The 13,036-nt window shown below is 46.3% G+C and carries 11 protein-coding genes and 1 riboswitch; of the genes, 4 read left to right on the forward strand and 7 right to left on the reverse strand.

Annotated features, from left to right (window positions below; all coding sequences use genetic code 11):
- Positions 1 to 22: 22 nt before the first annotated feature.
- The 4 genes from K9J17_14010 (at position 23) to metH (ending at position 5,379) form a co-directional block, all read left to right on the forward strand.
- Positions 23 to 868, forward strand: coding sequence for a DUF1571 domain-containing protein (locus K9J17_14010; protein ID MCF8277844.1), 846 nt, complete (start codon positions 23 to 25; stop codon positions 866 to 868).
- A gap of 94 nt (positions 869 to 962) precedes the next feature.
- Positions 963 to 1,065: riboswitch (SAM riboswitch) on the forward strand.
- Positions 1,066 to 1,184: 119 nt separating this feature from the next.
- Positions 1,185 to 2,216 (forward strand): homocysteine S-methyltransferase family protein, encoded by a 1,032-nt coding sequence (locus K9J17_14015; GenBank protein MCF8277845.1) that lies wholly within the window; start codon positions 1,185 to 1,187, stop codon positions 2,214 to 2,216.
- 80 nt (positions 2,217 to 2,296) lie between these two features.
- Positions 2,297 to 2,659: a four helix bundle protein gene (locus K9J17_14020; GenBank protein ID MCF8277846.1), complete on the forward strand. Its 363-nt coding sequence runs from the start codon at positions 2,297 to 2,299 to the stop codon at positions 2,657 to 2,659.
- Positions 2,660 to 2,679: 20 nt separating this feature from the next.
- Positions 2,680 to 5,379 (forward strand): methionine synthase, encoded by a 2,700-nt coding sequence (gene metH / locus K9J17_14025; GenBank protein ID MCF8277847.1) that lies wholly within the window; start codon positions 2,680 to 2,682, stop codon positions 5,377 to 5,379.
- Here metH and K9J17_14030 read toward each other — a convergent pair.
- The 7 genes from K9J17_14030 to nrfD all read right to left on the reverse strand — a co-directional run bounded on the left by K9J17_14030 (position 5,360) and on the right by nrfD (position 13,028).
- The gene (locus K9J17_14030) at positions 5,360 to 5,908 is read right to left on the reverse strand and encodes a hypothetical protein (GenBank protein MCF8277848.1); all 549 of its coding nucleotides are present in this window, start codon (positions 5,906 to 5,908) and stop codon (positions 5,360 to 5,362) included. The genes metH and K9J17_14030 overlap by 20 nt on opposite strands.
- Before the next feature lie 443 nt (positions 5,909 to 6,351).
- Positions 6,352 to 8,145, reverse strand: a complete 1,794-nt coding sequence (locus K9J17_14035) for a cbb3-type cytochrome c oxidase subunit I (GenBank protein MCF8277849.1) — start codon at positions 8,143 to 8,145, stop codon at positions 6,352 to 6,354.
- A 25-nt stretch (positions 8,146 to 8,170) separates the two neighbouring features.
- Positions 8,171 to 9,259, reverse strand: a complete 1,089-nt coding sequence (locus K9J17_14040) for a cytochrome c oxidase subunit II (GenBank protein ID MCF8277850.1) — start codon at positions 9,257 to 9,259, stop codon at positions 8,171 to 8,173.
- A 36-nt stretch (positions 9,260 to 9,295) separates the two neighbouring features.
- A complete protein-coding gene (locus K9J17_14045; protein ID MCF8277851.1) occupies positions 9,296 to 10,429 on the reverse strand; it encodes a quinol:cytochrome C oxidoreductase in 1,134 nt (377 codons plus the stop codon).
- Between the two features lie 86 nt (positions 10,430 to 10,515).
- On the reverse strand, positions 10,516 to 11,118 hold the full coding sequence (locus K9J17_14050) for a cytochrome c (GenBank protein MCF8277852.1): 603 nt from the start codon (positions 11,116 to 11,118) through the stop codon (positions 10,516 to 10,518).
- On the reverse strand, positions 11,115 to 11,639 hold the full coding sequence (locus K9J17_14055) for a DUF3341 domain-containing protein (GenBank protein ID MCF8277853.1): 525 nt from the start codon (positions 11,637 to 11,639) through the stop codon (positions 11,115 to 11,117). The genes K9J17_14050 and K9J17_14055 overlap by 4 nt, the downstream gene beginning before the upstream one ends.
- A gap of 12 nt (positions 11,640 to 11,651) precedes the next feature.
- The gene (nrfD, locus tag K9J17_14060) at positions 11,652 to 13,028 is read right to left on the reverse strand and encodes a polysulfide reductase NrfD (protein MCF8277854.1); all 1,377 of its coding nucleotides are present in this window, start codon (positions 13,026 to 13,028) and stop codon (positions 11,652 to 11,654) included.
- Positions 13,029 to 13,036: the final 8 nt, after the last annotated feature.

Genomic DNA, 13,036 nt, shown 5'->3' on the forward strand with positions numbered 1-13,036 from the left:
TTAACGCTCATTTAAAAAAACCATGACACGAATATTCGCAGCACTTTTTACCATCCTAATTTTCGCTTCCAACGTTTCCGCTCAGGAAATTGACAAGCATGAAATGTTCAAGAAGATGATGACCACCATTGATGGCATCAAAACGCTAAGCTTCCGATTGGATAAGACTGAAAGGATCCACGGAAAAATGATGCCCGGTGCGCAAGACGTCAAGTTGAACGTAACGCCCCACCAATGTTATCTGTTGATTCATGTTCCGAACAAAGGCGCAGAAGTGCTTTATCGCGAAGGCGAGAACAAAGGAAATTGCAAGGTAAACCCGAACGCATTTCCTTACGTGACCTTGAACTTGGATCCAGATGGAGATATTCTTCGAAAAGATCAGCACCACAGCGTAAAACAACTTGGTTTCAAATACACTGGCGATCTTCTCAACTTTGTATACAATAAGTACAAAAGCAAGATCAACGACTACGTGACCATCAATGGCGAGGTGATGTATGACGGACGAAAATGCTGGAACGTGACGCTTACCAATAAGGAGTACAAGATTGAATCGTACACGGTTCTGGCAGGAGAGGACATTATGAAAATTGCCAGAAAACTAAGGCTTGATGAGTACTCTCTTTTGGAGCTGAACGGCATCAAGAATTTTGATGATGTGAAGGCTGGTCAGACCATTAAGGTGCCAAACTCCATGTGCAAGCAGATTGAAATGTACATCGATAAGGAAACCTATTTGCCATTATACCAGAAGTTGTTTGATGAAAAAGGTTTGATGGCAACTTACGAATACACGAAGCTGAAGATCAACCCGACATTCAAACCAGAGGAATTCACCGAGGATTACAGCGGGTATAAATTCTAAAGCCCCTCTGCCTTCAGCATCTCCCCAAAGGAGAGAATTGGAATGGTGATCTTTGGCTTTTCCTCTTTACATTTGTAGCTCGTTCTTTAATTTATTCTTATCAAGAAAGACAGAGGGATAAGGCCCTACGAAGTCTTGGCAACCCCTGAAAAGGAAGGTGCCAAATCCTATCCCGAAGTATCGGGAAGAGATAAGCAGAATGTGAGAACATTTTAAAACTGAACACACTGGGCCTTCAACGAGCAATCGTTGGAGGCTTTTTTATTTAAATCAGTCCATGGTCAATGGATCATCGACCATGGACTAACTATTTGAAATGAACCGAACACAACTATTAGAACAGGCCATCAAGGAACGCATCCTGGTTTTGGATGGCGCGATGGGCACCATGATCCAGCGACATACCTTGGAGGAAGAAGACTTCCGAGGCGAGTATTTCAAGGATGCTAAGAAGCCACTAAAAGGAAACAACGACCTGCTTTCCATCACACGTCCAGAAATCATCAAAGACATCCATCGCCAGTATTACGAAGCAGGTGCAGACATTGCCGAAACCAACACATTCAGTGGAACCACCATCGCGCAAGCGGATTATGGATTGGAAGCAGCTGTGTACGACATCAACTATCAATCGGCCAAGATTGCCCGCGAAGTGGCAGACGAATTCACAGCCAAAGAACCAAACAAACCGCGTTTCGTGGCCGGTTCCATCGGACCTACAAACAGAACGGCATCACTGTCACCAGATGTCAACGACCCTGGTTTCAGAGGAGTAACCTTCGACCAACTCCGCATTGCGTATCGCGAGCAGGCACAAGCGTTGATCGATGGTGGTGTGGACATTCTTTTGGTTGAAACTGTTTTCGATACCCTTAACGCCAAGGCTGCGCTTTTCGCCATTGATGAACTGTTCGAAGAACTCGGCTATCGATTGCCGATCATGGTTTCTGGAACCATCACCGATGCAAGTGGCCGAACCTTATCTGGTCAGACTGCCGAGGCGTTTCTGATCTCTGTTTCGCACATTCCATTATTATCAATCGGCTTCAACTGCGCATTGGGCGCTTCGCAACTGAGACCGCACCTTCAAGTTTTGGCAAAAAATTCACGCTTCGCAGTTAGTGCACACCCTAATGCTGGTTTGCCGAACGAATTTGGAGAATATGACGAAACCCCAAAAATGATGGCAGCACAGATTGAAGAGTTCCTCAAAGAGAACTTGGTAAATGTGATAGGCGGGTGCTGTGGCACGACTCCTCCGCACATTAAGGCGATTGCTGAAGTGGCAGCGAAATATAGTCCACGGTCGATAGACAACAGTCGACAGTCCATGGTCGATAGTCAATAGATACATGGCTAATAAGCTCAAATACAATCCAGTCATTAACTTCTTCATGGTCTGTCGACTATGGACTGAAAGCTGCATACATGGCCTTCAAATTTGAAACCCTGAATGTTTGGCAGAAATCATTGGATTATTCTGCTGCCATACATGAACTCACTTTGACTTTTCCAAAGGACGAATTGTATATTCTTTCATCGCAAATAAAACGTGCGGCAGATAGTATCAATTTGAACATTGCCGAAGGTTCCACAGGACAGTCAGATGCCGAATTCAGCAAGTTCCTTGGTTACGCCATTCGTTCAGCAATTGAAGTTGTCTCGTGTCTTTATCTCGGAAGGAAGCGAGGACTGATTGCTGAGGCAGACTTTCAACGACTTTACAAAGAGGCTGAAGAACTTATTCGAATGACTCAGGCGTTACGTAATTCCATCAAACCAAAGAAATAACCATCCGTGGACTATCGACCATGGACCATCGACTAAATATGTCTACTAAAATTCCCCCATTACAACTCTCCGGCCTCGAACCGCTGACCATATTTCCCGGTTCCAACTTCATCAACGTTGGAGAAAGGACGAATGTCACGGGTTCGCGGATGTTCCTTCGCTTAATCAAAGACAACAAATTTGATGAGGCTTTGGCCGTTGCCCGCGACCAAGTGGAAGGTGGAGCGCAAGTGCTTGATGTGAACATGGATGAAGGCATGATCGATGGCAAGGAGGCCATGGTCAAGTTCCTCAATCTGCTGGCCGCAGAACCCGATATTTCGCGCATTCCGATCATGATCGATAGCTCGAAATGGGAGATAATCGAAGCGGGATTGCAATGCGTTCAGGGTAAATCGGTGGTCAATTCCATCAGCTTGAAAGAAGGCGAAGCGCAGTTCATTGACCACGCTAAGAAGATTAAGCGCTATGGTGCGGCAACGGTTGTCATGGCCTTTGATGAGGACGGACAAGCGGACAGCTACGAGCGCAGGATTGAGATCTGTAAACGCTCCTATGATGTGCTGGTGAACAAGGTCGGTTTCCCGACACAGGACATCATTTTCGACCCGAATATCTTTCCTGTGGCAACTGGGATGGAGGAGCACAACAATAATGCGCTCGATTTCTTCAATGCCACCAAATGGATAAAGGAAAACCTGCCAGGAGCAAAGGTTTCTGGGGGTGTGAGCAACGTATCGTTCTCATTCCGTGGTAATGACCCTGTGCGCGAAGCCATGCATTCGGCCTTCTTGTATCATGCCATTCAGCATGGAATGGACATGGGAATTGTAAACCCGACCATGTTGGAGGTGTATGATGAAATCCCCAAAGAGCTGTTGACGAAAGTGGAAGATGTGCTTCTCAATCGAAATGAGAATGCAACGGAAGCACTGCTCGAATTCGCACAGACCTTCGTTGGAACCACCAAAGAACGAATAGAAGACCTTGCCTGGCGAGAAGCACCTGTCGAAGAACGCTTGTCTCACGCCTTGGTCAAAGGTTTAACGGATTACATCGAAGTGGATGTGGAAGAGGCGCGCCTGAAAGCTGAAAAACCGCTTCACGTGATTGAAGGCCCACTTATGGCTGGAATGAACATCGTGGGCGACCTTTTCGGTGCTGGGAAGATGTTCTTGCCGCAAGTGGTGAAAAGTGCGAGGGTGATGAAGAAAGCCGTTGCTTACCTCCTGCCCTATATGGAACAGGATGCGGACGGTTCGGCATCTAAGTCTGGAAAAGTCTTGTTGGCTACTGTGAAAGGCGATGTGCACGACATCGGCAAGAACATCGTTGGCGTTGTTCTCGCTTGCAACAATTACGAAGTGATCGATCTGGGCGTGATGGTTCCTGCGGAGAAGATTCTTCGCGAAGCAAAAGCTCAGAACGTGGATGTTATCGGCCTCAGCGGATTGATCACACCTTCGTTGGACGAAATGGTTCATCTCGCGAAAGAGATGGAACATGATGGCTTTGATATTCCGCTGTTGATCGGTGGAGCAACCACTTCGCGCGTACACACAGCCGTGAAGATTGAGGAGAAATACAAGCGCGGACAGGCCGTTCACGTGTTGGATGCATCAAGAGCTGTGACCGTGGTCGAGAGTCTCTTAGGAAGTCGAAAAGAAGCCTTCGTAGCCAATATCAAAGAGGAGTACGCCAACATGCGTGAGATGCATGCACGGAAACGTGCCGATAAGGAAGTGGTGACACTCGCGGAAGCACAGGCGAATAAGTTCAAAATTGAATGGAAAGCCGAAGATCTGGCGAAACCGAACAAGCTTGGCATCACCGAATTCAAAGATTTCCCACTGAGCGAATTGATCGACTACATCGACTGGACGCCTTTCTTCCAAACTTGGGAATTGGCCGGTCGTTATCCCAAGATATTGGAAGATGTAGTGGTGGGCGAAGCGGCCACGAAAGTGTTTGCTGATGCCCAATCCATGCTGAAGAAGATCGTCTCCGAGAAATGGCTCACTGCAAGCGGAGTGGTCGGCATTTGGCCCGCAAATGCAGTTGGCGATGACGTTGAACTCTACACGGACGAAAGCCGAAAGGAAGTGCTTTCAACGGTTCATTCATTGCGTCAGCAATCTAAGAAAGCGGCCAACGTAGCGAACCTCGCCTTGGCCGATTTTGTGGCACCAAAGGAAACAGGGCTGCAAGATTTTATGGGTGGATTTGCTGTTACTTCTGGTCTTGGCATTGAAAGCAAGTTGGAGGAATTCGCTAAAGACCATGACGATTACAGCAGCATTATGCTCAAAGCCTTGGCCGATCGTTTGGCGGAAGCATTTGCCGAAAAACTTCATTCCATTGTCCGGAAAGAAACTTGGGGATACGAACCGAATGAGACGCTTTCGAATGAAGACCTCATCCGCGAAAAGTACCGCGGCATCCGGCCAGCTCCTGGCTATCCTGCCTGTCCAGACCACACAGAAAAACCTGAGTTATTCAAGCTATTGAATGCCACTTCCATCACTGGAATCACCTTGACCGAAAGCTTGGCCATGATGCCCACTGCTGCCGTAAGTGGCTGGTATTTCGCCCATCCGCAAAGCAAGTACTTCGGTTTAGGAAAAATTGAAAAAGACCAGGTGGAAGATTACGCTGCGCGAAAAGGAATGGAAGTTCGCGAGGTTGAAAGATGGTTAAGCCCTAATCTGAACTACGATTAGCCTTAGCCTTTTTTTTCTTCTTCAAGCCTCTGAAAATCTCCGAGAAAGCAATATTGAATCGGAACTGATAGTAAGGGGAATTGAAATTCTCCCTCACCTTCTTATTGTTCTTCAGCATTACCCGGTAACCAAGCCCTACTCCAAAGCCCATCCATTTGGTGAATAGATAGTCAACAGCAATTCCTGCTTCCATCGGAACGACCAGCGCATTCCCGAAACGATTCGAATTCTCACTTCGGTAAAAGGTCTCGCCTACTCCAATCTGCACGGGAACGGATAAGGTCCAATCATCTTCTTCATAGAAACTGTAATCGACATATCCGATCACATAACGCATCTTGGGGCAGGCGGTGAGGTCGGTCTGTCCGAAGTCTGATGGCTTGTAGAACCTAGATTCGAGGTTGGTAAGCATCCAGTAATAGCCTATTCCGCAGCGTACAGGGAATTTAAACTCGAAGCCAGCTCTCACGCCCAGAAAGGAGGCGTAGTGCGTCTGAACGAACGAATTCCGCGTCTCTACCTTCGCCATGAACTTCACCTTCGCATTCTCACGCTGCTGCTTCTCCTGCGCAGAAGAGAGAAAAGGAAAAAAGAGAAGGGAGAAAAGGAAAAAGGCTGGTATCACGCAAAGACGCAAAGGCGCAAAGGAAAATAAAATGGGGGCTAAGAAATTAGAGAAAAAGCCCAGCGTCTGCCTGAGGCGAACATATCCACTTTTCAGAGACTGACCCCCTCCCTCCGCCTGAGGCGGAGTACTCCCTACTTCGACAAGCTCAGTACAGGCTCTTTTCAGGGGGAGAGTGGGCACGTTGATCCGAGACTTGCTCGAAGCACAACTCCTCCCCTGAAAAGGGGAGGTGTCGAGGAACGAGACGGAGGGGTTCATTGAGCTAGATATATTAAGACGAAACGTCAAAGCAAAAAAAATGTCCTTAATTGCTTAAGGACATTTCAGGTTTAAATAGTGTATGATCAATGAATATCCTCTTCACCATCCTTAAGAGGAGTGGTCTGTGGGATAAAGTCATCATCAGCTCCTGGCTTGCTGTAATCGTAAGCCCAACGATAAACAGTTGGAATTGGACCTTCCCAGTTTCCATGTCCAGGATTGATCTCGGTTGTCCACTCAAGTGCGTTTGATCTCCAAGGATTCTTGCTTGACTTGCTTCCCCTAAAGATGCTGTAGAAGAAGTTGAACGCGAAGATACACTGAGCCAAACCACCCAAGAACGCGAACATACTGATGCTCACATTGATGTCTTGTAGCGAGTCGAACAATGGGAATGCCTCGTTAGAGTAATACCTTCTTGGAACACCGGCCAAGCCGATGAAGTGCATTGGAAAGAACACACCATAAACAGAAATGATGGTCAACCAGAAGTGAGCATAGCCCAATTTCTTGTTCATAAGTCTTCCATACATTTTAGGGAACCAGTGATAAACACCCGCGAACATCCCGAAGATGGCCGAAGCACCCATTACAATGTGGAAGTGAGCTACTACGAAGTAAGTATCATGAACATTGATGTCCAAGGCAGAGTCTCCAAGGATAATTCCAGTCAAACCACCCGTTACAAACGTTGATACCAGACCAATGGCAAACATCATTGCCGGTGTGTAAACGATATTTCCTTTCCAAAGTGTAGTGAGGTAGTTGAACACTTTAACGGCAGATGGAATAGCAACCAAAAGCGTAGTGAACGTAAACACGGAACCCAAGAATGGATTCATACCCGTTACGAACATATGGTGACCCCATACGATGAACGAAAGGAATGCAATAGCAAGCATTGACCCAACCATCGCTTTGTAACCAAAGATCGGTTTACGTGAGTTGGTTGAAATGATCTCTGAAGAGATACCCAACGCTGGCAACAGGATGATGTATACCTCAGGGTGACCCAAGAACCAGAAAAGATGCTCGTAAAGAATTGGGCTACCACCTGTGTGCTCCAATGCTTCTCCTCCGATGAAAATGTCTGATAGGTAGAAGCTAGTTCCGAAACTTCTATCGAAGATCAACAACAAGGCAGCTGAAAGAAGTACAGGGAAAGAAAGAAGACCAAGGATAGCGGTGATCAAGATCGCCCACATGGTCAATGGCATACGGCCCATTGACATTCCTTTCGTTCTCAAGTTAACAATCGTAACGATGTAGTTGATACCACCAAGCAACGAAGACACAACGAACAAGGCAATACTCACCAACCACATGGTCATACCAAGTCCTGATCCAGGAATAGCCTGAGGCAGTGCACTCAATGGAGGATAAACGGTCCATCCTGCAGACGCTGGTCCTGTCTCAATGAACAATGACGCAACCATCACGACAGAAGAGGCCAAGAAGAACCAGTACGACAACATGTTCAAGAATCCTGAAGCCATATCCCGTGCTCCAACTTGAAGTGGAATAAGTAGGTTGGCGAAAGTTCCGGTCAAACCACCAGTAAGTACCATGAACACAATGATGGTTCCGTGGATGGTAACAAGAGCCAAATACATGTTAGGGTCCAATACGCCACCTTTACCCCAATCGCCAAGAAGCAATTCAAATACTTTGAAAGACTCTCCTGGCCATCCTAGTTGTAAACGGAAAAGCATGGACATGCCCATTCCCAAAAACCCCATGATGATGGCGGTGATCAGGAACTGCTTAGAAATCATCTTATGATCCTGACTGAACACATAGTGCGTCCAAAAATCAGGCTTACCATGATGGTGATGTGCGTGCTCTGCGTGCTCTGCGTGTGCTGCGTGATCTGACATCTCTATTCTTTATAAATACAATTGATCAGCTATGCGCTGCGTTGTTTCCTTCTACTGTTTGCTCTTCAGGAGTTCCTTCTACGCCTCCATCAATTACTTCTTCCACCACTTCTGTTACTTCAACAACAGGAGTTGCTGCGCTTCCCAAGCTTTCTGCCATGGTTTTCTTGTCAGCCAACCAAGCAGCGTAATCTTCTTCAGACTCGACAATAATGGCCATTTGCATATTGTAGTGAGCTCCTCCGCAGATCTTGTTGCATAGTAGAAGGTAATCGAACGCTTCGTTACCTGTTTCCTTCCGCATCTCTGCAGTAGTAGTCTTCGGTACCATGTGGAACTGAGTGGTCATACCCGGTACGCAGTTCATCTGTAATCGGAAGTGAGGCATGTAAGCACTGTGCAACACATCGCGAGAATGGAATTTGAAGATAACAGGCTTACCAACTGGCAAATGAAGTTCTCCTCTTACGATCTTATCATCCGCAGAAGCGGCATCAGCCATGCTAACCCCAAGTGGATTATCGCTGGTGATCAATCGGTAACCTGATTTACCAAGAAGATTATCTGCTCCTGAATAGCGAGCAGTCCAGTCGAATTGCTTTGCATAAAGTTCAATTTCAATAGCGTCATCTGGACCAGGTCCGGTCATGCCGTTCCAAATACTAAGTCCATAAACGATCAACGATGTAAGGACGATTGTAGGAACCGTTGTCCAGATCATCTCCAGTTTAGTGCTATGGGCGAAGAACGTAGCTGTTCTATCTTTTCGGTGGTAGTACTTGTATCCGAAAAACAGTAGAAGCAAATGGGTAATGAAAAACATTGGTCCAATGATCATCCACGTAAGGGACATCAATTGATCCGTTTCATCACCATGAACAGATGCAGAAGGAGGAAGAGTTAATTTACCCCAAACTACAGCGGCATAGACAACAAAGGCCAACCAAAATAGTCCGAATACCACGAACAGTGTTGCCTGAGTTTTATTGTCGCTGGCCGTTACTTCAGCAGGGTTCTCACCTTTCAGATCAGTACTGAGCTCAAAAACCCGTACCACTTTCGCCAACACAAGGATGGCGAGGATAATAACTATTGCAATAAGCAGATTAATCATTTCTCAGTTCTCTTTTGCCGAATCGTAATTGCCAGATTATACGTGGTGGTGGTTTGCCTCGTCCAAGTATGGGTGGTTCTTAGCTACCAAAGGTGCTTTAGCCAATGCGCTGTGTACCACGAACAGGAACAAGCCTATGAACCCGAGGAACATACCAACTTCCAATACTCCAATGCCCCAATCTGCTACCACAGCACCAGGCATTACCATCTGAAACACATCTAACCAGTGACCACAGATGATAATTACACCCGCAATGGTCATAATGTTGAAGCTACGCTTAGCATCTTTATCCATCAACAGCAACATTGGAAGTGCCAAGTTCATGATAGGAAGTGCTCCCCACACAAATGGATAGTTGTTCCATCTATCTTGGAAATAAGTTACCTCTTCTGGAATGTTCGCATACCAGATCAACATGAATTGTGAGAACCACAGGTAACCCCAGAATACGGATGCTCCGAACATGAACTTACCAAGATCCTGAATGTGTTCTTGATTGATGTGCTCCAAATAACCATTTCGCTTAAGGGTAATGGTGATCAAAGCGAACATGGTAATTCCGCTCACAAACATCGTTGAGAAGTTATACCAACCGAAAAGTGTGCTGAACCAATGCGTATCGATAGACATCATCCAATCCCAAGAAGAAGTAGATGAAGTAACTCCGTAGAACACAAGGAATGCCGCAGCATAGCCGTAATTTCTTTTGTGGATAGCCACGCCTCCTTCAGCATCCTCTTTCAAAGAGGCTTTACGGAAATAAGATGTGAAAGCGATCCAGATTCCCAAATAAGCGATAGCTCTAAGGAAGAAGAACGGCTCGTTCAAATAAGCTGACTTTCCAGCAATGATAGAATCATAATGACTGCTTTCTGGATTCATCACCTCTGGATCCATCCAATGATAGATGTGGTGGAATCCTAAAGAGTGGCTTCCTGCTACCAATACAAGCAACAGAATCGGTCCACCTACAAAGAGGAATTGCGAAACCGCTTCTGGCACACGCTTGAAACCTGAAGACCATCCTGCTTCAGACACATACTGGATGGCCATCCACAGCGTTCCCATAAGACCGATACCTACAAAGAAGTAGGAATTGACCAAAAGATTGGCCCAAATACGCTGTCCTGGAACGTGCGTAAGAACCGCGTACACTATTGCTAGCACACCTAAGCCTACAAGGCCAAGTGTCAGTCGTTTAGTGCTTGATTTGAATGTATAATCCATTTCTGGCTACTGTTTCTCTAATTCAATTAAAGCTTTTGAAGCTCTTGGATGTACTGAATGACCTTCCAACGATCTTCTTTGGTAAGCTGCGATGCATGCGAACCCATCAACCCTTTTCCGTACGTAATGGTATGGAACATTTTTCCTTCTGGCAGATCCTTAAGCGCTCCACCGTTGTAAGCTGGTGGAGGTGGGAATTTCCCGGTTCCGATCAATTGACCGTCTCCTTCACCTTTAGGACCATGGCAATGCATGCACATTTTCTCGAAGATGACTTTTCCTTGAGCAGCAGTTTCTGCAGAAGCAGGAAGCGGACTTTTCAATTCAGCACCAGCAGCTTCATATCCTTCCAAGGTGTTTGGGTAAGCATAAGGAAGTGCGTTGATCAAGCTTCCACTTGCGGGCCATTCGCCACGAGACATCGTCCCGGCCACTGGCTTCTGAGCAGTCATGCTGTCTGGAAGCAATGGATTTTCACTGTATGTTTCGTAAGACGGAGAACGGTACATGTCTGGCATATACTCAACTCCCGGACTATTCGGATCTGTGGTACAAGAGCTCATTAGCACTACAATGCAGACCAGTGCACTCGCTACCAGCGAAATATTGTATTTCAATGCCTTGTTCATTTTTGAGTTATTTCCTCTGCTCCGGTTTCCTTCAAAATTCCTTCAATCACTTCTGCACTTACGCTGTTCTCTCCAAGATCGATCTGGATCAAGAATTTATCGTCAGTGGTTCTAAGGTCTGGATTCCAGTTTTTCTTTCCAGGATAGATGGTGTTTCTTAGGAAGTAAGTTACTGCCATTCCATGCGCTGCACAGAAAACGGTCATCTCAAACGTTACTGGAATAAAAGCTGGTAAATTCTCCAAAAGCGAGAAGTTAGGCTTACCTCCGATGTTCATCGGCCAATCCATGATCAAGGTAAACCAGAACATGAACAAGGCCAGCGACAATCCGCATAGACCATAAATGAAACCTGCAATATGCAATCGTGTTGGTGGCACACCGATAATTGGATCGATGCCGTGTATCGGGAATGGAGAGAATACGTCTTTCACATGCACGCCTTTGGCAACAAGTGCCTTGGCAGATGCTTTCAACACCTCCTCATCTCCAAACAGACCGTGTATTTCTTTAGCGCTCATTATCAGTCTGAATTATTTCTTGTACTGAGATCCAGTTGATTTCAAAATAGACTTCACTTCCGCAATCGGTAGCACAGGGAATGTTCTGGCATACAATAGGAAGAAGGTGAAGAAGATTCCAAGCGTTCCAACGAAGATGCCTATATCAACCCAGCTTGGGTAGAACATGCTCCAGCTAGATGGAAGGTAATCTCGGTGCAATGAGGTTACAATGATCACAAATCGCTCAAACCACATACCGATGTTCACGATGATGGAAAGAATGAATGTGAAGGTGATGTTTCTTCTCAATTTCTTAGACCAGAACAACTGTGGGCTGATCACGTTGCAGCTCATCATTGCCCAGTAAGCCCACCAGTATGGTCCAGAAGCTCTGTTCAAGAATGCGTATTGCTCATATTCAACACCTGAGTACCACGACATGAAAAGCTCAGTGATGTAAGCCACACCTACAATAGAACCCGTAAGCATGATGATCTTATTCATCAACTCGATGTGATTGATGGTGATATACTCTTCCAAGTTCACCACTTTTCGCATCACCAACATCAAGGTCAATACCATCGCAAATCCAGAGAAGATCGCTCCAGCAACGAAGTATGGAGGGAAGATGGTCGTGTGCCATCCAGGGATCACCGATGTGGCGAAGTCCATAGATACGATGGTGTGTACAGAAAGTACAAGTGGTGTAGCCAATCCGGCCAAAACCAAAGAGATCTCTTCAAATCGGTGCCAAGCACGTGCGTTACCGCTCCATCCGAATGACATGATCGAATAAACCGTGTGAGAAATCGGTCGTGCAGCACGAGCCATTCTATCTCTAATGGTTGCGAAATCAGGAATAAGTCCGATGTACCAGAACACCAACGATACGCTGAAGTAAGTAGAGATCGCGAAAACGTCCCAAAGCAGCGGTGAGTTGAAGTTTACCCAAAGTGATCCGAACTGGTTTGGCAATGGAAGAACCCAGTAAGCCATCCAAATACGTCCCATGTGAATACCAGGGAACAAGGCCGCACAGACAACCGCGAAGATGGTCATCGCCTCTGCAGAACGGTTGATCGCCATCCGCCATTTCTGACGGAAAAGGAGAAGTACCGCAGAGATCAACGTTCCAGCGTGACCGATACCGACCCACCAAACGAAGTTGGTAATATCCCAAGCCCAACCAACGGTCTTGTTCAATCCCCATGTTCCGATACCTACACCAATGGTGTACAGGATACAGCCTACGCCCCAAAGCATGGCTATTAATGAAATAGTGAATACGATCCACCATTGCTTGTTTGCCTTACCTTCTATTGGTCTGGCAATGTCATTGGAAATGTCGTGATAGGTTTTATCACCTAAAACGAGTGGCTCCCTTATCCAAGCTTCTTGACTCGACATCTATCTTG

The sequence above is a fragment of the Flavobacteriales bacterium genome, from assembly GCA_021739695.1.
In the GTDB taxonomy this organism is placed as follows: Bacteria; Bacteroidota; Bacteroidia; order UBA10329; family UBA10329; genus UBA10329.